Annotated in this window: 25 protein-coding genes; 12 read left to right on the forward strand and 13 right to left on the reverse strand. The window is 62.6% G+C overall.

Annotated elements, in window-relative coordinates; translation table 11 throughout:
- Position 1 precedes the first annotated feature (1 nt).
- The 3 genes from AC1D1L_RS17115 to AC1D1L_RS17125 all read left to right on the forward strand — a co-directional run bounded on the left by AC1D1L_RS17115 (position 2) and on the right by AC1D1L_RS17125 (position 2,830).
- A complete protein-coding gene (locus AC1D1L_RS17115; protein WP_477342695.1) occupies positions 2 to 1,612 on the forward strand; it encodes a phosphoenolpyruvate carboxykinase in 1,611 nt (536 codons plus the stop codon).
- An 85-nt stretch (positions 1,613 to 1,697) separates the two neighbouring features.
- On the forward strand, positions 1,698 to 2,132 hold the full coding sequence (gene arfB / locus AC1D1L_RS17120) for an alternative ribosome rescue aminoacyl-tRNA hydrolase ArfB (RefSeq protein ID WP_477342696.1): 435 nt from the start codon (positions 1,698 to 1,700) through the stop codon (positions 2,130 to 2,132).
- 80 nt (positions 2,133 to 2,212) lie between these two features.
- A complete protein-coding gene (locus AC1D1L_RS17125) occupies positions 2,213 to 2,830 on the forward strand; it encodes an alpha-ketoglutarate-dependent dioxygenase AlkB (RefSeq protein WP_477342697.1) in 618 nt (205 codons plus the stop codon).
- Positions 2,831 to 2,839: 9 nt separating this feature from the next.
- Here AC1D1L_RS17125 and AC1D1L_RS17130 read toward each other — a convergent pair whose 3' ends face one another.
- The 10 genes from AC1D1L_RS17130 to hisB all read right to left on the reverse strand — a co-directional run bounded on the left by AC1D1L_RS17130 (position 2,840) and on the right by hisB (position 9,877).
- Positions 2,840 to 3,835 carry a phosphatase PAP2 family protein gene (locus AC1D1L_RS17130; protein ID WP_477342698.1) on the reverse strand — a complete coding sequence of 332 codons (996 nt, stop codon included), beginning with the start codon at positions 3,833 to 3,835 and terminating at the stop codon, positions 2,840 to 2,842.
- Positions 3,836 to 4,026: 191 nt separating this feature from the next.
- The gene (gene coaA / locus AC1D1L_RS17135) at positions 4,027 to 4,986 is read right to left on the reverse strand and encodes a type I pantothenate kinase (RefSeq protein ID WP_477342699.1); all 960 of its coding nucleotides are present in this window, start codon (positions 4,984 to 4,986) and stop codon (positions 4,027 to 4,029) included.
- Positions 4,987 to 5,118: 132 nt separating this feature from the next.
- A complete protein-coding gene (locus AC1D1L_RS17140; RefSeq protein WP_477342700.1) occupies positions 5,119 to 5,442 on the reverse strand; it encodes a phosphoribosyl-ATP diphosphatase in 324 nt (107 codons plus the stop codon).
- A gap of 35 nt (positions 5,443 to 5,477) precedes the next feature.
- Entirely contained in the window at positions 5,478 to 6,272 is a 795-nt protein-coding gene (gene hisF, locus AC1D1L_RS17145; RefSeq protein WP_477342833.1) for an imidazole glycerol phosphate synthase subunit HisF, read from the reverse strand.
- Positions 6,269 to 7,105 carry an arginase family protein gene (locus tag AC1D1L_RS17150; RefSeq protein WP_477342701.1) on the reverse strand — a complete coding sequence of 279 codons (837 nt, stop codon included), beginning with the start codon at positions 7,103 to 7,105 and terminating at the stop codon, positions 6,269 to 6,271. Before AC1D1L_RS17150 ends, hisF begins: the two co-directional genes overlap by 4 nt.
- Positions 7,102 to 7,848, reverse strand: a complete 747-nt coding sequence (gene hisA / locus AC1D1L_RS17155; protein WP_477342702.1) for a 1-(5-phosphoribosyl)-5-[(5-phosphoribosylamino)methylideneamino]imidazole-4-carboxamide isomerase — start codon at positions 7,846 to 7,848, stop codon at positions 7,102 to 7,104. Before hisA ends, AC1D1L_RS17150 begins: the two co-directional genes overlap by 4 nt.
- Before the next feature lie 2 nt (positions 7,849 to 7,850).
- Positions 7,851 to 8,141: a DUF1330 domain-containing protein gene (locus AC1D1L_RS17160; protein WP_477342703.1), complete on the reverse strand. Its 291-nt coding sequence runs from the start codon at positions 8,139 to 8,141 to the stop codon at positions 7,851 to 7,853.
- 3 nt (positions 8,142 to 8,144) lie between these two features.
- Positions 8,145 to 8,795: an imidazole glycerol phosphate synthase subunit HisH gene (hisH, locus tag AC1D1L_RS17165; protein ID WP_352561280.1), complete on the reverse strand. Its 651-nt coding sequence runs from the start codon at positions 8,793 to 8,795 to the stop codon at positions 8,145 to 8,147.
- A gap of 1 nt (position 8,796) precedes the next feature.
- Positions 8,797 to 9,273, reverse strand: a complete 477-nt coding sequence (locus AC1D1L_RS17170; protein WP_477342704.1) for a DUF2628 domain-containing protein — start codon at positions 9,271 to 9,273, stop codon at positions 8,797 to 8,799.
- Between the two features lie 4 nt (positions 9,274 to 9,277).
- Entirely contained in the window at positions 9,278 to 9,877 is a 600-nt protein-coding gene (hisB, locus tag AC1D1L_RS17175; protein ID WP_477342705.1) for an imidazoleglycerol-phosphate dehydratase HisB, read from the reverse strand.
- 248 nt (positions 9,878 to 10,125) lie between these two features.
- Here hisB and hslV point away from each other — a divergent pair, with 248 nt between their 5' ends.
- The 5 genes from hslV to AC1D1L_RS17200 all read left to right on the forward strand — a co-directional run bounded on the left by hslV (position 10,126) and on the right by AC1D1L_RS17200 (position 14,345).
- Positions 10,126 to 10,677, forward strand: coding sequence for an ATP-dependent protease subunit HslV (gene hslV, locus AC1D1L_RS17180; protein WP_477342706.1), 552 nt, complete (start codon positions 10,126 to 10,128; stop codon positions 10,675 to 10,677).
- Positions 10,667 to 11,191: a GNAT family N-acetyltransferase gene (locus tag AC1D1L_RS17185; RefSeq protein ID WP_477342707.1), complete on the forward strand. Its 525-nt coding sequence runs from the start codon at positions 10,667 to 10,669 to the stop codon at positions 11,189 to 11,191. Before hslV ends, AC1D1L_RS17185 begins: the two co-directional genes overlap by 11 nt.
- A gap of 4 nt (positions 11,192 to 11,195) precedes the next feature.
- Complete coding sequence (locus tag AC1D1L_RS17190) at positions 11,196 to 11,795, forward strand: DUF2585 domain-containing protein (RefSeq protein WP_477342708.1); 600 nt, start codon at positions 11,196 to 11,198, stop codon at positions 11,793 to 11,795.
- Positions 11,796 to 11,799: 4 nt separating this feature from the next.
- Complete coding sequence (hslU, locus tag AC1D1L_RS17195; RefSeq protein ID WP_112559913.1) at positions 11,800 to 13,113, forward strand: ATP-dependent protease ATPase subunit HslU; 1,314 nt, start codon at positions 11,800 to 11,802, stop codon at positions 13,111 to 13,113.
- Positions 13,114 to 13,388: 275 nt separating this feature from the next.
- Entirely contained in the window at positions 13,389 to 14,345 is a 957-nt protein-coding gene (locus AC1D1L_RS17200) for a DUF1402 family protein (protein ID WP_477342709.1), read from the forward strand.
- A 243-nt stretch (positions 14,346 to 14,588) separates the two neighbouring features.
- Here AC1D1L_RS17200 and AC1D1L_RS17205 read toward each other — a convergent pair whose 3' ends face one another.
- The 3 genes from AC1D1L_RS17205 to AC1D1L_RS17215 are packed head-to-tail and all read right to left on the reverse strand — an operon-like array spanning position 14,589 to position 17,261.
- Positions 14,589 to 15,827 (reverse strand): NAD(P)/FAD-dependent oxidoreductase, encoded by a 1,239-nt coding sequence (locus AC1D1L_RS17205; protein WP_477342710.1) that lies wholly within the window; start codon positions 15,825 to 15,827, stop codon positions 14,589 to 14,591.
- Positions 15,824 to 16,138, reverse strand: coding sequence for a MocE family 2Fe-2S type ferredoxin (locus AC1D1L_RS17210; protein WP_023744927.1), 315 nt, complete (start codon positions 16,136 to 16,138; stop codon positions 15,824 to 15,826). The genes AC1D1L_RS17205 and AC1D1L_RS17210 overlap by 4 nt, the downstream gene beginning before the upstream one ends.
- A gap of 31 nt (positions 16,139 to 16,169) precedes the next feature.
- Complete coding sequence (locus tag AC1D1L_RS17215) at positions 16,170 to 17,261, reverse strand: fatty acid desaturase family protein (RefSeq protein WP_477342834.1); 1,092 nt, start codon at positions 17,259 to 17,261, stop codon at positions 16,170 to 16,172.
- Between the two features lie 180 nt (positions 17,262 to 17,441).
- On the opposite strand from AC1D1L_RS17215, the gene AC1D1L_RS17220 reads away from it, so the two are divergent.
- From AC1D1L_RS17220 to AC1D1L_RS17235, 4 genes are all read left to right on the forward strand, one after another.
- Positions 17,442 to 18,473, forward strand: coding sequence for a LacI family DNA-binding transcriptional regulator (locus AC1D1L_RS17220; RefSeq protein ID WP_352561264.1), 1,032 nt, complete (start codon positions 17,442 to 17,444; stop codon positions 18,471 to 18,473).
- Positions 18,474 to 18,772: 299 nt separating this feature from the next.
- Complete coding sequence (locus AC1D1L_RS17225; protein WP_142868716.1) at positions 18,773 to 19,714, forward strand: sugar ABC transporter substrate-binding protein; 942 nt, start codon at positions 18,773 to 18,775, stop codon at positions 19,712 to 19,714.
- A 109-nt stretch (positions 19,715 to 19,823) separates the two neighbouring features.
- Entirely contained in the window at positions 19,824 to 20,900 is a 1,077-nt protein-coding gene (locus AC1D1L_RS17230; protein WP_477342711.1) for an ABC transporter permease, read from the forward strand.
- Between the two features lie 2 nt (positions 20,901 to 20,902).
- Positions 20,903 to 21,670, forward strand: a complete 768-nt coding sequence (locus AC1D1L_RS17235; protein WP_112559919.1) for an ATP-binding cassette domain-containing protein — start codon at positions 20,903 to 20,905, stop codon at positions 21,668 to 21,670.
- Positions 21,671 to 21,786 lie beyond the last annotated feature (116 nt).

Raw genomic sequence — 21,786 nt, forward strand, 5'->3', positions numbered from 1 at the left:
GATGTCGGAAGTCGGCAAACGCAATTCCGCCTGCGCGATCGATCGTATCGGCCTGAAAACCACCGGCACGGTTCATTATAATTTTGGTGCGGCCGCCCTTTACGAGGACGCGATCCGCCGTGGCGAGGCCAGGTTGACCGCCGGCGGTGCGCTGCTTGCCGAGACCGGCCAGCACACCGGCCGCTCGCCCAAGGACAAGTTTGTCGTCCGCGACGGCGCCACCGAGGCCCATATCTGGTGGGACAACAACAGGGCGATTTCGCCCGCCCAGTTCGAAACGCTGTTTGCCGATTTCCTTGTCCACGCCGCGGACAAGGATCTGTATGTGCAGGATCTCGTCGGCGGCGCCGATGCCGATCTGAAGCTGCCGACGCGGGTCATCACCGAATTCGCCTGGCACTCGCTGTTCATCCGCAACCTGCTCATTCGCCCCGACGCGTCCGAGCTCGAGCAGTTCGAGCCGGAGATGACGATCATTGACCTGCCGTCCTTCCGCGCCGATCCGGCCCGCCACGGCAGCCGCACCGAAACGGTGATTGCGGTCGACCTGATCCGCAAGATCGTGCTGATCGGCGGCACCTCCTATGCCGGCGAAATGAAGAAGTCGGTGTTCACCATGCTGAACTACCTCTTGCCAGCCAAGGGCGTCATGCCGATGCACTGTTCGGCCAATGAGGGACCGGCCGGCGACGCGGCGATCTTCTTCGGGCTTTCGGGCACCGGCAAGACGACGCTGTCGGCCGATCCGTCGCGTACGCTCATCGGCGACGACGAGCATGGCTGGGGGCCGCACGGCATCTTCAATTTCGAAGGCGGCTGCTACGCCAAGACGATCCGGCTGTCGGCCGAAGCCGAGCCGGAGATCTTCGCCACCACGCAGCGTTTCGGCACGGTGCTGGAAAATGTCGTGCTCGACGCAAACCGCGTGCCGGACTTCAACGACGGAAGCCTGACCGAAAACACGCGCTGCGCCTATCCGCTCGACTTCATCCCCAACGCCTCGAAGACCGGGCGCGCCAGCCACCCCAGGAACATCATCATGCTGACCGCAGATGCTTTCGGCGTCATGCCGCCGATCGCACGGCTGACCCCGGCGCAGGCGATGTATCATTTCCTCTCCGGCTACACGGCCAAGGTGGCCGGCACCGAAAAGGGCGTGACCGAGCCTGAAGCAACGTTCTCGACCTGTTTCGGCGCGCCGTTCATGCCGCGCCATCCCAAGGAATACGGCAATCTGCTGCGCGAGCTGATCGCCCGTCACGACGCCGATTGCTGGCTGGTCAACACCGGCTGGACCGGCGGCGCCTACGGCACCGGCAAGCGCATGCCGATCAAGGCGACGCGCGCCTTGCTGGCTGCCGCGCTCGACGGTTCGCTGAAGGTGGCCGGCTTCCGCACCGATGCCAATTTCGGCTTCGAGGTGCCGGTGGCCGTTCTGGGCGTCGACAGCGCCATTCTCGACCCGCGTTCGACCTGGGCCGACAAGGCTGCCTATGACCGCCAGGCAGCAAGGCTGGTCGGCATGTTCGCCGTCAACTTCGAGAAATTCGAAAGCCATGTCGATGCCGTCGTACTCGGCGCCGCGCCGCGCCTGCAGGAGGCTGCGGAGTAATCGCGACGTCGCTCTCGGTATATCGTTGAAGGCCCGGTCCCGATCGGGCCTTTTCTTTTTCGGTCCGCCGCGCCATGACTGCGGCATGCCGATCGACGACATCATCATATCAGACGAGGCCGTGATCCATCCGGGCGACCTGCACGAGGATTTCATCCGCTCGTCCGGTCCCGGCGGCCAGAACGTCAACAAGGTGGCCACCGCCGTGCAGTTGCGCTTCGACGCGGCCAATGCGGCCGGCCTGTCGGAGCGCGTACGCGCACGCACCATCAAGCTTGCCGGCCAGCGCGCCACCAAGGACGGCGTCATCGTCATCGAGGCCGGGCGCTTCCGCACCCAGGAGCAGAACCGGGCCGATGCCCGGGCAAGGCTGACGGCACTGGTCGCCAAGGCCGCCGAACCACCGCCGCCGCCGCGCAAGAAGACGCGGCCGTCGAAGGGCGCGGTGGAGCGGCGGCTGAAAAGCAAGGCCGGGCGCGGCACGATCAAGAAGCTGCGCGGCCGGGTAGAGAACGACTAGGTTGAAACGTGTTGGCGGCTTTCGGGTCGCCGTTTTTGTTTGGCGGTGGCATTGTTGACAGGATCAACCTGGGTCCACTCATGCTCGTTCTGCCCAAAGGCGTCCGCCATATGCCTGGCTACCTGCCCCGCGCGGCGCAGGAAGCGCTGGTCGAAGACGTACGCAAGGTGGTGCAGCAGGCGCCGCTGTTCGTGCCGGCGATGCCGCGCACCGGCAAGGAGATGAGCGTGCGCATGACCAATTGCGGCTCGCTCGGCTGGGTCACCGACAAGGAACTGGGATATCGCTACCAGCCGATGCATCCGCTGACCGGTGAGCCATGGCCGCCGATCCCCGACGCGTTGATGCAATTATGGCAGGAGGTTTCCGCCCATCCGCATCCGCCGGAGGCGTGCCTGGTCAATTTCTATACGCAGGATGCCAAGATGGGCCTGCACCAGGATCGCGACGAAGCCGATTTCTCGGCGCCCGTGGTTTCCGTTTCGCTCGGCGACGATTGTCTGTTCCGGGTCGGCCAGACGACGCGCGACGGCGGCACCAAATCGTTCAGACTGAAAAGCGGCGATGTCGTCGTGCTCGGCGGTGAAGGCCGGCTCTGCTTCCACGGCGTCGACCGCATCTACCCGTCGACCTCGGCGCTGCTGAAGAATGGCGGCCGCATCAATCTGACGCTGCGGCGAGCCAATCGGCCGGGCTGAAAAAAGCCATCACTTGGCGGAGTACGGCACCGCAGAAGCGTTGCGCGACCGCCATTTTGCCTGAAAAATTTCCCGCCAAAACCTTGCTTCAGCGGCGCGTGTGGCGCCAGCATCGGCATCTTGAAAGGATAGACGCGAGAGAAAGATGCAGGCGAGAGCCACGAAAGCACCGGCAACGACATCGATGGCGAAATGTCCCCCGTGGCTGATCGCCGATACTGCCATGGCCATATTCAGTAACGCCACCGGGCGCCAAAGATAGCGTGATCCCCATGCCGCCCAGGTACAAAGCACGGCGCCGGCGACATGAACTGATGGAAACGTCAGCAATCCCTGAATACGATCCAGGCCCATTTCGAACACAGGTTGGGTGCGCACTGCTGCGAATTCCGAAAGATATGCAACGCCAAAATGAATATTTATGTTCTTTAGGTCTGACTGGTGGAGACCATAAAAATGGAAAGCTCCCTCCGATGGGAACCAGATGCTGATGACGCTCGATACAATAACGATCGCCGCGTAGGCGGAAACCATGGCGCACGCTCTGTTGACACGGCCCGCAAGGGCAAAATAGGCCGGTATCAAGAATAGCTGAGGCCCAAAAGAGGTGTAGGCGCCAAACAAAAAGCCTGCCAGCAGCGGTCGGTTGTCGATGGAGGCGATGAAGGACCGCCAGTGAAAACCTACCGCCTGATCCATTGCCGACAGCCAGCCGTCGGCAATCGGAAGATTGAATCGCATGCCCGCATATGAGATCGGCAGCAGGCCGAAATTGAGGGCTATGAAAAGGAAGATCGTCTCAACGATCGGCTGCAATCCCTTGAGACGACGAAGTCGACAATAGATGACGAGTAGGAATTGTACGCTAAGCAGAAAACCCAGGGGCTTGATGCTGGCGAGGTTTATCTCGGTACGTGTCGCCAGCAGCACCACGAGCATCAGCGACACAGTAGCCAGTGTTATCGTCGCCAGAATGAGAATTGCCCGATTGTTCGCAGCAAACATCGCCCGCCACCTTTGAAAGGGGCATCCCTGCCCGCCAAACCATAGGCTTGTGACCGTAACCACTCCTGAACGTTACGGTAATAGCGCGTCTACTGCCTGCCCAAGCCCGCGGATCAGGCGCAACAATAGGCAAGTCTGGGTTAAGATGACTTTAAGTTATAGTCTTTGATTTCAACCAATAGGGTGGGATCTCACAGTTTCCTGAGTGCCACTTCCTCGACCAGGTGATTGGCGCCCTTGCGCAGGATGAGGTCGGCGCGCGCCCGTGTCGGCACGATGTTCTCGCGCAGGTTTTTCAGGTTGATGTTGGTCCACAAGCCTTCCGCAATGGCGCGCGCGGCGTCTTCGGAAAGCTGCGAATAGCGGTGGAAGAAGGAGTCCGGATTGCGGAAGGCGGTCTCGCGCAGCCGCATGAAGCGGGCGATGTACCAGTGATGGATCAGCTTTTCGTCGGCGTCGATGTAGATGGCGAAATCGAAGAAATCCGACAGGAACGGCACGATCTTGCCGTCCTTCGGCAATTTGCCGGGCTGCAGCACGTTGATGCCTTCGAAGATCAATATGTCGGGCCGGTCGATGGTGACGAACTCGCCGGGAATGACGTCATAGGTCAAATGCGAATAGACCGGCGCGCGGACATTGCGCTGCGCCGATTTGATGCCCGAGAGGAAACGCAGCAGCGCACCGACATCGTAGCTGTCGGGAAAGCCCTTGCGCTCCATCAGATTGTCGCGCCGCAACACCTTGTTGGGTAAGAGAAAACCGTCGGTGGTGATGAGGTCGACCTTGGGGCTCGACGGCCAGCGCGCTAGAAGCTCCTTCAGCACGCGCGCCGTAGTCGACTTGCCGACCGCGACCGAACCGGCAATGCCGATGATGAACGGCGTCTTGACCACATCCAGCGCGTTGAAAAAGGCCTGGCGTTGCCGAAACAGCAGCTGGCTGGCCTCGACATGGGCCGACAGCAGGCGCGACAGCGACAGATAGATGCGCTTGACCTCTTCGAGGTCGACCGGGTCGTTGAGCGAGCGCAGACGGTTGATCTCGTCTTCGCTCAGCGTCATCGGCGTGTCGGCGCGGAAGTTCGACCATTGCTCGGCCGAGAAGAAACGATAGGGGGAATATTTCTCGGTCGGAGCGAGCTGGTCCATCGAGTTTCCTGCCCTCTAGAGCATGATGCCGAAAAGTGTGAAGCGGTTTTCGGACGACATCATGCTCCTTCTTTAATTTTAGAGACGGATTCAGATTTCAGGCCTTGGCCTGAAATCATCCGGCCCTAGCGGTCAACCCTTCGACCGCGAAGCCTTTTCTGCGACGCCCGAGCGGCCGGTACGGCCCTCGAGCTCCCTCAGAACGTCGTCCAGCGGGACCCCCGCGATCCCAAGCACGACAAGCCAATGATATATAAGATCGGCACTTTCGGAAACGAGGGCTTTCTTGTCGCCTTTGACGGCGGCAATGACGGTCTCTACCGCCTCCTCGCCAAGCTTCTGCGCGGCCTTGTCCATGCCCTTGGCAAACAGTTTCGCCGTCCACGAGTCCGGGTCGCCGGACTGGGCACGTTGGGCGATGATTGTCTCCAGCTCGGAGAGCGAGAATTCAGCCATGGCGCGGTAGCAAGCCTTTCTTAGCCGGAAACGCTCTAGGGCCGATCGACGGATGAGTCCAGCCGCATCGGCAGGCCGGCCTTGGCCATATGCGCCTTGGCTTCTGCAATCGTGTAGGTGCCGAAATGGAAGATCGATGCCGCCAGCACGGCTCCGGCGTGGCCGTCGCGAATGCCCTCGACCAGGTGATCAAGCGTACCGACGCCGCCCGACGCGATCACCGGCGCGCGCACCGCATCCGCGATCGCGCGGGTCAGCGCAATGTCGTAGCCGGCCTTGGTGCCGTCACGGTCCATCGAGGTCAACAGGATCTCGCCGGCGCCACGATCGACCATTTTTCGCGCAAACTCGATCGCATCGATGCCGGTCTTTTCGCGGCCGCCATGGGTGAAGATCTCCCAGCGGTCGCTCTCGCCAGCGGCGGAAACCTTCTTGGCGTCGATGGCCACGACGATGCACTGATTGCCGAATTTGTCCGCTGCCTCGGCGACAAAATCCGGGTTCTTCACCGCCGCCGTGTTGATCGACACCTTGTCGGCGCCGGCCAGCAGCAGTTTTCTGATATCGGCGACCTGGCGCACGCCGCCGCCGACCGTCAGCGGCATGAAGCACTGTTCGGCGGTGCGGGCGACGACATCGAAGATGGTTTCCCGGTTGTCGGACGACGCGGTGATGTCGAGAAAGCAGAGCTCGTCGGCGCCGGCCGCGTCATAGGCTTTTGCCGCCTCGACCGGGTCGCCGGCATCGACCAGATCGACGAAATTGACGCCCTTGACGACGCGGCCGTTCTTGACATCGAGGCAAGGGATGACGCGGGCTTTCAGCATCAGCGCTCCTCCATCGTCGCCAGCAACTCGCTGAGCAACTCGCCGACCAGCGGCGGAACCTCGGCCTGCGCGTCGAAGGCCGGATCGTAGGCCGAGATGGTGATGCCGGAAATCGGCAGCAGCCCGGCCATGCCGCAGACCGCCTGGCGCAGCTGTTTCGGCTCCGGGCCACCCGGCGTGGTGTAACGGTTGGCCTGCAACGCCTCGGGATCGTGCACGTCGAGATCGAGATGCAGGTGCACCCGCTTTGCGTCCGGTGCCTTCAGCCTGCTGCAAGCGGTTGCCCAGTCCGGGCATTCGGCGCGGATGACCGGCAGCGTCTTCAACAGCTCCTGTTCGGCCGGATCGAGGTCGCGGGCATTGACCAGCACGCAGCGTGCCGGATCGATCGGTTTGAAGCCGGGGATGGAAGAGGCCATCGGCTTCCAGCACAGGCCCAGGACCGTCGCCAGCGCCATGCCGTCGAGAAAGCCGTAGACGGAGGTTTCGGGCGTGTTGAGGTCGCCATGCTGGTCGGCCCAGATGATCGCATCGGCATCTTCGCCGGCGACCGCACCGGCCGATGTCAGGCAGTTGCCGGCGAGCACGATCGGAAAGCGGCCGCGGTCCAGGGCGATGCGGACCTCGCCGCAGACGGCATTGCAGACCGCAAAGCCGGTTGCGATCTCGCGCTCCTGCTCGTCGCCAACCCTGCCGATGTCGGTAACGACGACGTCATGGCCGGCCAGCGTCAGCGCATCGACGAGTCCGCCGGCGACGATAGCGTCCGGTCCCTGGCCCATGCCGCCGTGATAGTGGCCGCTATCATAGGAGGCCAGGATGATGGAGATTTTCACGTGCGGGTCTCCATAGTCCTGCCTTGCAGCACCGCCAGCGCCTCAGCCGGGTCGATGCGCCCGTCATAGAGCGCGCGGCCGGAGATGGCGCCTTCGAGCTTTTTTGCGTCGGGCATGGTCATGCGCACGATGTCGGCGATCGAAGCGAGCCCGCCCGAGGCGATGACCGGAATCGACACGGCCTCGGCGAGGTCGATCGTGGCGTCCCAGTTGATGCCGGTCAGAACCCCGTCGCGGTCGATGTCGGTGTAGATGATGGCGGCGACGCCGGCGCCTTCGAATTTCTGCGCCAGCTCGATGACGCCGAGGCTGGAGGCCTCGGCCCAGCCTTCGACCGCCACCTTGCCGCCCTTGGCGTCGATGCCGACGGCGATTTTGCCGGGAAAGGTCTTGCAGGCTTCTCTGACCAGGTCGGGATCGCGCACCGCCACGGTGCCGAGAATGACGCGCGCCAGGCCGCGGTCGAGCCAGTCCTCGATCTGCGCCAGCGTGCGAATGCCGCCGCCGAGCTGCACCGGGTTCTTCGTCGCCTTGAGGATGGCGCCGACCGCCGCGCTGTTGACGCTTTGGCCCTTGAAGGCGCCGTTGAGGTCGACGACGTGCAGCCACTCGAAACCCTGGTCCTCGAAGGCCTTGGCTTGCGCGGCAGGATCGTCATTGTAGATCGTCGCGGTCGCCATATCGCCGTGCTTCAGACGCACGCATTTGCCGTCCTTGAGGTCGATGGCGGGAAACAGGATCACGCTCAAGCCCCCTCGACGATGGCAAAATGTCCGGTCGATGCCGCCTGCCGGTGCTTGAGCGCGGCCTGGTACGCCTGCGACCGATAACAGTTCAGCGCCGTCTCGTAGCTGTCGAACTCGACCACCACGTGTCGGCCGAACTCCGATCCCTCCGGGTTCGTGACCTGTCCGCCACGTACAAGATAATTGCCGCCGAAGCTTGAGATAGCATCGCCGATGGCGTCGCGGTAGCGCTGGTAGCCTTCCGGATCGGTGACCGTAAGCATGACCAACCAGTAGCCCTTCTTGCTCATCGTCTAGGGCCTCCAGCGCAGGAAATTGGTGATCAATGCCAGACCGAGCGCCTGGCTCTTTTCGGGATGGAACTGCGTGCCAACGAGGTTGCCGCGGGCGACCGCAGCCGTCACCGGGCCGCCATAGTCTGCAACGGCCAGCACCTCGTCCGGCTTTGTCGCGTCAAGATGATAGGAATGGACGAAATAGGCGTGCAGGCCCTTTGGCCCGGTCGCAATGCCGGAAAACAGCGGGTGCTTGCGCTCCAGATCGATCGTGTTCCAGCCGATCTGGGGGATTTTCAGCGCCGGATCGGTCGGCGCGATCTCCTTGACGTCGCCGGCAATCCAGCCAAACCCCTTGGTCACGGTCTTTTCCAGGCCGCGCTGCGACATCAGCTGCATGCCGACGCAGATGCCGAGGAACGGCCGCGCCTTGGCGATCGCCACCTCCTCCACCGCTTCCCACATGCCGGCCACGCCGCGCAGGCCCGCCGCGCAGTCGGCATAGGCGCCGACGCCGGGCAGCACGATGCGGTCGGCGCTGCGCACCCGCTCGGCATCGGCGGTAAGCTCGATGGCAGCCGCAATGCCGGCTTCATGCGCGGCGCGCTCGAAGGCCTTGGTGGCCGAGCGCAGATTGCCCGACCCGTAATCGATGATCGCAACCCGCATGTCAGCCTTTTCCCGGCGTATGGGTCAGCCCGAGCGTCAGGCCGGTCTGCGCCGGCCGGGCAAGACTGGCATCGGGCACGATGCGTGGCAGCGGCGCCTGTTCCTCCGCCTGCGCCTCCGCGTCCAGCGCCTGGCGGATGTCGGCACCGTCAGGATTGTCGGCTTCGATCACGCCCCATTCATGCCAGCCCCGGCGCCGAAGGACCACGATGCGCAGCCCCTGGCCCTCCAGGCCGATATAGAACGAGACCAGCAGCGACAGTGCCGAGCCTGCCCAATCCAGTCCCAGCCTTTGGCCGAGCAGCGAGATGAGGCCCATGGCGACGAAGGCGAGCGCGGCCTCGACCCACAGCCGGTGCCAGGCGAGCCATAGCGGCGCCACAAGGAAAGCCAGCCAGGAAAAGCCGTCGCGGACAAAAATGGTTGCGTCGGCCGCCCCGGTGCGGCCCGGCGGTTCCATCACGACATAGATGGCCATCAGTCTACCCTTTCAGAGATCCCTTGGTGGAGGGAACCGCGTCCGGCTGGCGCAGGTCGCGCTCCAGTGCGAAACGCAGGGCGCGTGCCACCGCCTTGAAGCAGGTCTCGGCTATATGGTGGTTGTTGGCGCCATAATGGTTGGTCACATGCAGCGTGATGCCGGCATTCTGCGCCAGCGCCTGGAAGAATTCACGCACCAGTTCGGTGTCGAACGTGCCGATCTTCGGCGAGGAGAAGGCGACATTCCAGACCAGGAACGGCCGGCCGGAGACGTCGATTGCCGCACGCGTCAGCGTTTCATCCATGGCAAGGTCGATCGAGGCATAGCGCATGATGCCGCGCCGCTCGCCCAGCGCCTTGGCCAGCGCTTGGCCGATCGCAATGCCGGTGTCCTCGACCGTGTGGTGGTCGTCTATGTGCAGGTCGCCCTTGGCCTTGACCGTGATGTCGATCAGCGAATGGCGCGACAGCTGGTCGAGCATATGGTCGAAGAAACCGACGCCCGTCGACATGTCGGAGATACCGGTGCCGTCGAGATGGACCGAAACCGCGATCTCGGTTTCCTTGGTCTTGCGGCTGACTTCGGCGGAACGGGACGCCATGACCTTGTCCTTGTCTTTGGGCAAACGACTGGGGGCGAAACGGAAAGACAATGCCTCCAAGCGCTCATTAGCTTGAAAACGAAAGCCTTCTAGCAGCATGATCCGGCGATTGCCAGTTGCGATGCGGATCGCTATCGCCGGTAGCGGAGGCGGTTTGCAATCACCCGCCCCATGCATACATATGGCCGATCGAAATCACTCGTACCGCGCCAATCGCCTTATCGGGATCGCGCGAATCGGAGCAACAAATGTCTGATAATCTGACCATGCACGCCACGACCATCGTGACGGTGCGCAAGGGCAACAAGGTGGTGATCGCCGGCGACGGCCAGGTCAGCCTTGGCCAGACCATCATGAAAGGCAACGCCAAAAAGGTGCGCCGCATCGGCAAGGGCGGCAATGTCATTGCCGGTTTCGCCGGCGCCACGGCGGATGCCTTCACCTTGCTGGAGCGGCTGGAAGCCAAGCTCGAACAATATCCCGACCAGCTGACGCGCGCCTGCGTCGAGCTCGCCAAGGACTGGCGCACCGACCGCTATCTGCGCCGGCTGGAAGCCATGATGCTGGTGGCCGACAAGTCGGTCTCGCTGGCGCTGACCGGCACCGGCGACGTGCTCGAACCCGAATTCGGCGTGATGGCCATCGGTTCCGGCGGCAATTATGCGCTGGCGGCTGCCCGTGCGCTGATGGACACCGACAAGGATGCCGAGGAGATCGCCCGAAAGGCGATGCAGATCGCCTCCGACATCTGCGTCTACACCAACAACAATTTCGTCATCGAAACGCTCGATGCCGCCTGAGCCGCCGGTGCTCTACGATTTTCGGCCGGTGACGGAAAAAGACCTGCCGATGATCGCCGGCTGGCTGGCCGCGCCGCATGTCGCGCAGTGGTGGGGCGATCCGGAGACGGAAATCGCCAGTATCAGGGAAAGCATTGACTCGATTTCTGTCGAACCGCTGATCGTCGAGGTCGACGGCAAGCCGATCGCCTATCTGCAGAGCTATGACCCGCATCTGGAGGACGGTCATCCCTATGCCGACCAGCCTTTCGGCACGCTTGGCATCGATCTGTCGATCGGCGTGCCGGACCTTATCGGCAAAGGCCATGGCTCGGCCATTGTCCGCCAGTTCGTCGAGCAATTGTTCGAGGAAGGCGCGCCGCGCGTCATCATCGATCCGGACCCGGCTAATGGACGCGCCATTCGCGCCTATGAAAAGGCCGGGTTCAGAACCATCGATCACAGGCACTCGGAATACGGGGACGTCGTGCTGATGGCCGTCGATGCCGAAGGCGACGCGCAAGAGGGGGAATAGACTGATGACGACACCGGGCGCCGACAAAAATTACTCGGCCTACGAAGACAGCTGGCGGATGGGGCTTCTGCTCGTGCTCGCTCTGCTCATCTTCCAGGCAGGCGCGCTGTACGGCATGGGCCGCACGCCGATCTGCACCTGCGGCTACGTCAAACTCTGGCACGGCGTGGTCAACAGTTCGGAGAATTCCCAGCATATTTCCGACTGGTACACCTTCTCGCATATCATCCACGGCTTCCTGTTCTACGCCTTGGCCTGGTTCCTGTTTCCGCGCTCGCCGATCGGTCTGCGCCTGGCTTTTGCGGTTGTCATCGAGGGCGGCTGGGAGCTCCTGGAAAACAGCCCGTTCATCATCGAGCGCTACCGCGCCGGCACCATTTCGCTGGATTACTATGGCGACTCGATCATCAATTCGGTGTTCGACACACTGGCCATGGTGCTGGGATTTGTGATGGCGCGAAAGCTACCTATATCAGTCGTCGTCGGCCTCGCCCTCATCTTCGAACTGGGTGTCGGCTACCTCATCCGGGACAATCTGACGCTCAACGTGATCATGCTGCTGCATCCGTTTGAGTCCATCAAGCAGTGGCAAAGTGGAATTTAGTGATATGACCACCTTTTCTCCCCGCGAAATCGTTTCGGAACTCGATCGCTTCATCATCGGCCAGAAAGACGCCAAGCGCGCTGTGGCCATCGCCTTGCGCAACCGCTGGCGCCGCCAGCAGCTCGAAGGCCAGATGCGCGAAGAGGTGATGCCGAAGAACATCCTGATGATCGGCCCGACCGGCGTCGGCAAGACCGAGATCTCGCGCCGCCTGGCGCGGCTCGCCGGCGCACCTTTCGTCAAGGTCGAAGCGACGAAGTTCACCGAAGTCGGCTATGTCGGCCGCGATGTCGAACAGATTATCCGCGACCTCGTCGAGATCGCCATTGGCCTGGTGCGCGAAAAGATGCGCGAGGACGTCAAGGCGCGCGCCCACATCAATGCCGAGGAACGCGTGCTGGAAGCCCTTGTTGGCAAGACGGCAAGCCCGGCGACCCGCGACAGCTTCCGCAAGAAGCTGCGCGACGGCGAGCTCGACGACAAGGAGATCGAGATCGAAGTTGCCGACACCGGCACTGGCGGCATGCCCGGCTTCGAGATCCCCGGCATGCCGGGCGGCAGCGTTGGCGTGCTCAACATCAACGACATGCTGTCGAAGGCGATGGGCGGCAAAAAGACCAAGGCGCGCAAGACGACGGTGAAGGAGTCCTACGCGCTGCTGGTCAACGACGAGTCCGACAAGCTGCTCGACCAGGACGAGGTGGTGCGCCGGGCGCTGGACGCGACGGAAAACGACGGCATCGTCTTCCTCGACGAGATCGACAAGATCGCCTCGCGCGAAGGCGGCATGGGCGCCGGCGTTTCGCGCGAAGGCGTGCAGCGCGACCTGCTGCCGCTGATCGAGGGCACGACTGTGGCGACAAAATACGGGCCGTTGAAGACCGACCACATATTGTTCATCGCCTCGGGCGCGTTCCACGTCTCGAAGCCGTCCGACCTGTTGCCGGAACTGCAGGGCCGCCTGCCGATCCGCGTCGAACTGCGAGCGCTGGAAAAGGACGATTTCGTCCGCATCCTCACCGAGACCGAGGCCAGCCTGATCAAGCAGTATATCGCGCTGATGAAGACCGAGGGCGTCGACCTGACCTTCACCGACGACGCCATCGATTCGCTGGCCGGCATCGCCGTCGACCTCAACGCCAGCGTCGAAAACATCGGCGCAAGGCGGCTGCAGACGGTGATGGAGCGCGTGCTGGACGAGATCTCCTACGATGCGCCGGACCGCAACGGCACCAGCGTCACCATCGACGCCGCCTATGTGGAAAAGCATGTCGGCGACCTCTCCAGAAACACAGATTTGTCGCGATTCATCCTTTAAACGAGGGCGCCGGATCAGTCCGGCGCCGGTAGAGCGCCGCGCGTCCTTCGGGCGCGCAAAGGTCGCTCTAACAGTATTGAATCGACGCGTCGGACTTTCCAAAAATCGGTTCCGATTTTTGGGCCGATGCTTCGGCAACAATTTCCGGCAAACAACATTATGTGTGGCCGGATGGTATCATGCGGCCACCTTTCGTCTTGCCGTGTGACGGGGCGCTCTCGACTCAACCCGGAGCACTACCCTAGTTTGCGCGGCATTATTGCAGGCGGCGGCGCATGAAAAAACTGATCCTGATCATTCTCGGCTTGACGCTGGCGGCGACGCTGTTCGCCGCCGACGCGGCAACATTGGTGCCGGCAGGCAACCGCAACGCCGTGCAGCCCGACATACCCGGGGCATCGAGCCGTCGCACCCAGGCCACCAACACCACGTTCCAGGCCAAATACCGCAAGGTGTACGCGCTGCTGCAGAGTGACGCCGAACTGCGCGCCAAGATCAAGAAGGCGGCCGCCGCTTACGGCATCAACCCCTTGCATATCGTCGGCGCCATCGTCGGCGAGCACACCTACAATGTCGACGCCTACGACCGGCTGCAGACCTATTACGTCAAGGCGATCTCCTACCTCTCCAGCAAGCTGTCCTTCGCCTATGACGGCGAGGACATCACCGACTTCGTGCAGCGGCCGGAATTCAAGAAATGCACGATGCCAGACAGCTACGATCTGTGGGAATGTCGCGAGCAGGTGTGGAACCACTCTTTCCGCGGCAAGACCGTCGGCGGCACAAGCTTCCCCAACGACCGCTTCGGCGCCACCTTCTTCCAGCCCTATTATGCCGGCCAGACCTTTGGCCTCGGCCAGCTCAACCCGCTGACCGCGCTGCAGATGAGCGATCTCGTCCACAAGGTTTCGGGGTTGCCCGAGCTCGATGTCGGCGATCCGAATGGGGTCTACAAGACGATCATGGATCCAGATCTGACTCTGCCCTATGTGGCTGCGACGATCCGCAAGTCGATCGACGCCTATAAAAGCATTGCCGGCTTCGACATTTCGGGCAATCCGGGGCTCACCGCCACGCTCTACAATGTCGGCAATCCCGAGCAGCGCGCCTATGCGCTGAAGGCCGAGAACGACAAGCGCCGCGCCACCGGCGAGCCGGAAAAGCTGCCGGAAGAGAACTATTACGGCTGGCTGGTCAACGACAAGCTGGACGAGCTGAAGGCGCTGTTTTAGGGGCGCCCAGGGTTCGTGACCTGTTGCGTGGAAGTTGAACCTTTTCAATAGGTCTGCGCCGCCCCTCATGCCCTGCCGGGCATTTCTCCCCGTATAGTGACGGGGAGAAAGACGCTTTCGTCGATGCTTCGCCAATTTTCAACGAGGCGCCGAGGGCCGCAACAGCTCCCTTCTCCCCGTCACATACGGGAGAAGGTGCCGGCAGGCGGATGAGGGGCGGCGCAACCCTTGACGACTAGTCAATCAAGCCGCCAGCAACGACTTGAGCTTCACATCCTGCGATCCCAGCGCTTCGGGCGCCGGCTTTGCCCGCTTGGCGATCAGCATCTCGGCCAGCCTGATGTCGCGTGCCACCGCATTGCCGGGGCCGATGCCGCTGGCCGCCACCAGCCTGCCGTCCTCGGCCAGGTGGAAAAGAATGAAGGCGCCGTCGCTGAGGTCGCGGCGCACCGTGCTTTTGCCCTCGTCGGAAAGTCCGGCGATCTGCAGGCTGAGCCCATACTGATCCGACCAGAACCACGGCACCGCGGCATGCGCCTCGCCGTCGCCCAGCATGTTCCTCGCTGCCAGCGCACCCTGTTCCTGGGCGTTGCGCCAGGCCTCCAGCCGCACGCGGCGGCCAGCATAGACAGCGAGCGGAAACGAACAACAGTCGCCGGCGGCAAAGATGTCCGGGTCACCAGTGCGCAGCGTGGCGTCGACGGCGATGCCATTGTCGATGGTCAGACCCGCTTCGACGGCAAGCCCGGTGACCGGCACGGCGCCGATGCCGATGACGGCCAGATCGGCAACGATCTCTTGTCCGTCGGCGAGCGCAATGCACACCTCGGTGCCGTCATCGGCGATGGCTGCGATACCCAGACCGGCGAGAATGGTCACGCCTTCGGCCTCATGCGCCTGATGGATGATCTCGGCGATCTCCGCTGGCACACCGCGCATCAGGATGCGCGGCTGCGCCTCGATGACGGTGACCGCAGCCCCGAGCTTGCGCGCCGCCGCGGCGAGTTCGAGGCCGATAAAGCCGCCACCAATGATGGCGATACGGTTTGCGGGGGTGAGGTGACTGCGAATGGCGAGTGCGTCGGCAAATGTGCGAAGGTAGACGCAGCGCGACCCCAAACCTGGCATCGGCAGTTTGCGCGGTGTCGAGCCCGTCGCCAGCAGCAGCTTGTCATAGAGCAGGACCGAGCCGTCGGTCAGTCGGACCGTATGTGCCGTGCGGTCGATCGCCACCGCTTGAACGGAATGGATATGCCGGATCGCGCGTTCGGCCAGAAGCGCATCACTGGCGATCGCCTTGATCTCGGGCGCATCGCTCGTCATCGCGTCCTTCGACAAAGGGGGCCGCTCATAGGGCAGATGCGGTTCGTCACCGACCAGCGTCACCGGGCCGTCATAGCCAAGCTCGCGCAGCGCCAGCGCTGCCCGCCCTCCGCATTCGCCGGCGCCGATGATGACCATCCCAGCTTGCATCGCCATCATCCGATCTGGATCAGCACTTTGCCCGCCTCGACCTTGACCGGATAAGTCGCGAGGTTGACGCAGACCGGCGCGCCGCGCGCAGCACCCGTCTTGTAGTTGAAGCGGCCATTGTGCTTGGGGCATTCGATGATGTCGTCCATCACCAGCCCGTCGGCCAGATGCACCTTTTCGTGTGTGCACAGGCCATCGGTGGCGAAATAATCATCGTCCGGGCTGCGATAGATGGCGAAGGTGCGCCCGCCATGATCGAAGCGCATCACATCCTCTTCGTCGATGTCGCCGGCCGCGCAGGCCTCGACCCAGTCGCTCATTTGTACCTCCCCGAAAATCGGATCGCCGCGATCATTCCGCCGCGGTGGCGACAGCATCGTTGTGGAATTCCTCGCGGTATGGCCGCGCCGTTGGCGGCAGCTCGCGCTTGATGAAATAATCCTCGTTGCGCAGCTGGCGCAGGAAGGCCGGGATCATCTCGCGATAGCCGGCCAGGATCGACGGCGTCGGCGCCGGCAGATCGTGCTTGATCAGCGCATGCAGCCTCGGCAGCGCGTGATAGGGCACCATCGGGAACATGTGGTGTTCGACATGGTAATTCATGTTCCAGTAGATGAAACGGCTGACCGGGTTCATCAGCACCGTGCGGCTGTTCAGGCGGTGGTCGATGACATTGTCGGCGAGGCCGCCATGCTGCAGTAGGCCGGTCATGACGTGATGCCAGGCGCCATAGAGGCGGGGCAGGCCGATCAGCATCAGCGGCAGCCAGGAATGCAGGTAGAGGGCCAAGCCGATGGTCGCGATGTAGATGGCGAGCCATATGCGGGCCACACGGATCGCCTTAGGCTGCTCCTGCTCGGGAATGAAGGTTTTTTCGGCGGCGCTGATGACGCCGGCGGCATTGCGCACCATGTCGGTCATCGCATGCCAGGCGTCGAGAATGCCGAAGAAGTTGAGCACCACGCGCAAAAGGTCCGGCGGCCGCATGACGGCGATTTCGGGATCGCGGCCGACGATGATGGTGTCGGTGTGGTGACGCGTGTGGCTCCAGCGCCAGGTCACCGGGTTGCGCATGATCATGAAGCAGGCGAGCTGGTAGACGGCATCGTTCATCCACTGCGTGCGGAAAGCCGTGCCATGGCCGCATTCGTGCCAACGGGAGTCGGTCGAGGAGCCGTAGAGCACGCCATAGACGAAGAAGAACGGCACGCACCACCAGCTGCCCCAGAACCAGGCGCCGCCGGCGGCACTCAGGATCAGCGCGGCGAGCCAGATCGCGGTGTCGCGGATCGCCGGCCCATCGGAGCGCTGCATCAGCTCCTTCATCTGCTTGCGCGGAATATCGGTGTGATACCAATCGGCCGCCGACAGTCCAGTCTCGACGGCGAGCTTGGCGTCGCGGCCGATCAGGCTGTAGTCGCGCCGGGACGGTGCTGCGTCCATCACTGCCGTCATCGAGGTTCCTCCATCAGCGCCTTGCGATCAGCCCACAATGGAAGCTCGGGCGCAATAGCTGGGAATTCAAAATAGCGCCAAGCCATGATAGTCTCAATATCACAAAGATAGTTTCTATCATTTCATATCAGAATGAGGTAATCTCAATTCGCAAGCAGCGGAGGATCCATGGCAAAGCGGCCAACCATCACCGATCTGGCGCGCATCTCCGGCGTCAGCGTCGCCACCGTCGACCGGGTGCTGAACAACCGGCTGCCGGTGCGCGAGGAAACCGCGCGCCGTGTCTATGAGGCCGCGACCGGTATCGGCTATCACGCCGCCGGGCTGATCAAGCAGCGCATGCGCCAGGAATTGCCGGAATACCGACTCGGCTTTCTGCTGCTGCGCGGCAATGATGTCTTCTACGGCGATTTCGCGCGGGAACTGGAAGTGGCGGTCTCGCAATCGCAGCGCTTTCGCGGCGTCGCCACCATCGACTTCGCCAGTTCGCTCGCCGCCGACGAGATCGCCGCCCAGATGCGCAGACTGGCGGCGAAATCCCGGGCCATCGCCGTTGTCGGCCCGGACCATCCGACGTTGACGGCGGCGGTGGAGGCGCTGAAGGCGAGGGGGCAACCGGTCTTCTCGCTGCTGTCGGACTTTGCCGCCGGCATCCGAGAGGGCTATGTCGGCCTCGACAACCGCAAGGTCGGTCGCACCGCGGCCTGGATGATCGCCAAGGCGGCGCCGAAGCCCGGCAAGGTCGCCCTTTTCGTCGGCAGCCATCGCTTCCACGGCCATGAACTGCGCGAGATCGGCTTTCGCTCTTTCTTCCGCGAACACGCGCCGGAGTTTACCGTGATGGAAACGCTGGTCAATCTGGAAGCCAACCAGGTGACCCACGATGCGATGATCGATCTCCTGGCGCGCTATCCGGATCTTGCCGGCTGCTACGTCGCCGGCGGCGGCATGGAAGGCGCGGTCTCGGCGCTGCGGGCGGCGAAGCCGGCAAACATGCCGGTGGTCGTCTGCAACGAGATCAACGCCGAATCGCGCGCAGCACTCGCCGACAACATCCTGACCATGGTGATCTCGACACCGCTCGCCGCTCTGTGCCGCGAGCTCGTCGGGCTGATGGCGCATGCCATCGAGGCCGGCGCCGCCAATGCGCCGGGCCAGACCTTTCTGCCCTTCGACATCTACGTGCCGGAAAACATTTGACCCTCGCCGGCGAGAGTCGGCCCGGAAATGATAGAATCTATCAGAGCGAGCCGAAAATCCGCCATCCGACCGCGGAATCACCCTTGACGTCGCGGCGGAAAATGGAATAAAAATTTCACCAACTGGGTATTTTGGTTCTTTCGTTCCGGAACATCTGTTTCAAACAGGGGAGCCTGGCGTTCCTATCCTTGGGAAAACGCCGTCCGGAACGGAGACGACATCAGGGAGAGATTCCTCGGGCGATCGGGGATTCCGGGTAGATCGGTGCAGCCGGACACCAAATGTGGAGGAGAAACACAATGAAGAAACTGATTTTGGGCGTCGCCTTTGCGGCGCTGATGAGTTCGTCCGCTTTTGCCGCCAAGATCGGCGTGTCGATGGCCAAGTTCGACGACAACTTCCTGACCGTGCTGCGCAACGGCATGATCGAGCAGGCCAAGGGCATGAGCGGCGTTGAGCTGCAGGTCGAAGACGCGCAGAACGACGTCGCCAAGCAGCTCGACCAGATCAAGAACTTCGCCGCCTCGGGCGTCGACGCCATCATCGTCAACCCGGTCGACACTTCGGCCACGCAGGCGATGTCGGATGCTGCTGCCGCCGCCAAGATCCCGCTCGTCTATGTCAACCGCGAGCCGGTCAATGTCGACACGTTGCCCGACAACCAGGCTTTCGTCGCTTCGAACGAGGCCGATTCCGGCACGCTCGAGACCAAGGAAGTCTGCCGCCTGTTCACCGAGGCCGGCAAGAAGGAAGCCAATGTCTATGTCATCATGGGCGAGCTTTCCAACCAGGCCGCCGTGCAGCGCACCAAGGACATCGAAGAGGTGATCGCCACGCCGGAGTGCAGCTTCATCAAGATCATCGACAAGCAGACCTCGAACTGGAACCGCGACGAAGCGCAGAACCTGATGACCAACTGGCTCTCGACCGGCAAGCCGTTCGACGGCGTCATCGCCAACAATGATGAAAGCGCCATCGGCGCCATCCAGGCGATGAAGGCCGCCAATGTCGACATGAAGTCGGTTGTCGTCGGTGGCGTCGACGCCACGCAGGACGCGCTTGCCGCCATGCAGGCGGGCGACCTCGACGCCACCGTCTTCCAGGACGCGGCCGGCCAGGGCGCTGGCGCACTCGATGCAGCCCTGAAGCTCGCCAAGGGCGAAAAGGTCGAGCACAAGGTCTATGTGCCCTTCCAGCTCGTGACGCCGGCTAACATCGACAAGTTCCTGAAGAAGAACTGAGCCGTACGCATACGGGGCGGCGCTCTCACACGAAAGACAGCGCCGCTCCTTCTTCCCTCGTTGCCGGCAAGGCGGCGAGGAACGACCGTGGCTGACGGAGGATCGAAGATTGTCACAGACATCGCATGGCGTCGGCGGGGTCAGTTATGACGCGAAGAAGCGGACATGGCCGGCCGAATTCAACGTCTTCCTGGCGCTCATCATTCTCGTTGTCGTCTTCGAACTGATAGGTCGAATCTTTCTCGGCGACTCCTTCCTGTTCAACACCCGCGACAACGTCGCCGGCATCTTCAACGAGGCCCGCCTGCAGATCATCATCCTGCAAGTGTCGATCGTCGGCATCATCGCCATTGGCGTCACGCAAGTGATCATCTGCGGCGGCATCGACCTGTCCTCGGGTTCGATTGTCGGCGCCACCGCCATGATCGCCATGAGCTTCGCCCAGGTGGCGACGGTCAATGGCAACCCCAACCCCAAGGCGATGTTCCTGGCGCAAGGCTGGACCGACCTGCCGGTCATCGTGCCGGTGCTGGTTGCGGTCGGCTGCGGCATGCTCGCCGGCCTGATCAACGGCTCGTTGATCGCCTACACGCGCATCCCGCCATTCATCGCCACCCTCGGCATGATGATCACCGCGCGCGGCATCGCCAAATGGTGGTCCAAAGGCCAGCCGATCTCGTTTCCCACCGACAGTTTTGCCGCCATCAGCACCGGCTCCAGGCCGGTCATCATCTTCCTGGCGCTGGCGGTGCTGTTCCAGCTGATCCTGACCTATACGCGCTACGGCAAGCATTGTTATGCCATCGGGTCCAATGAGGATGCCGCGCGCATGTCCGGCATCAAGATCCCCAATCACAAGATCCTCGTTTACACGATCGCCGGCATTCTTGCCTCGCTCGCCGCGGTCGTACTGTGCTCCAAGAACCTGACCGCACAGTCTGGCATGGGTGTGATGTACGAGCTCGACGCCATCGCCATGGCGGTCATCGGCGGCGTCTCGCTGTCGGGCGGCCGCGGCTCGATCATAGGCACGGTGATCGGTGCGCTGATCTTCGGCGTCATCATTTCCGGCTTCACCTTCCTGCGCCTCGACGCCTACTATCAGGAGATGGTCAAGGGCGTGATCATCGTCGGCGCGGTCGTGCTCGACCAGTGGCGTCAACGCATGCGGGCATTGAGGGCTTGACCATGTCAGACATCGTCCTGAAGACCGAAAACCTCACCAAGCGCTATGGCGGCGTGCATGCGCTGGAAGGCGCCAATTTCGAGCTGCGCAAGGGCGAGCATGTCGCCATCATGGGCGACAATGGCGCCGGCAAATCAACCTTCGTGCGCCAGATCACCGCTGTCGAACAGCGCACCAGCGGCCAGATCTGGTTCGACGGCAAGGAAGTGAATTTTGCCGGCCCGATCGAGGCCCGCACCGCGGGCATCGAGACGGTGTTCCAGAACCTGGCGCTCGCCGACGATCTCGATGTACCGTCGAACCTGTTCCTCGGCCGCGAAAAGGTGCTGTTCAATCTCGGCCCGTTCTCGATCCTCGATCGCAAATACATGCGCAAGGCGACCGAGGCGGCGCTTATCCGCACCGCGGTGAAAATCCCCAATCTGTCCAACACCATCCGCCACATGTCGGGCGGCCAGCGGCAATGCGTGGCGATCGCCCGGACCGCAACCTTCGCCTCCAAGCTGATCATCATGGACGAGCCGACGGCGGCGCTTGGCGTGCAGGAGACGGCGCAGGTCGAAAACATCATCCGCACACTGAAGGACAATGGCGAGCCGCTGATCCTGATCAGCCACAATATGCGCCAGGTGTTCGACCTGTGCGACCGCATCGTCGTGTTCCGGCGCGGCCGCATCGTCGCCAATCTGCGCAAGGAAAACACCGACGGCAACGACATCGTCTCCTACATCACCGGCGCCAAGACCGGGGAGGCGGAACTCGCGGCCTAAACAGGATGATCAACCGGTTTCCGGACGATCTGACGCGCTGAGCAATTCCGGGAAAGTGTGAAACGGTTTTCCGTCCGGAATTGCGCCAAAACAAGAAGTACCCTTGCCACCTTCCC

Source organism: Mesorhizobium sp. P2_D6 (assembly GCF_056404315.1).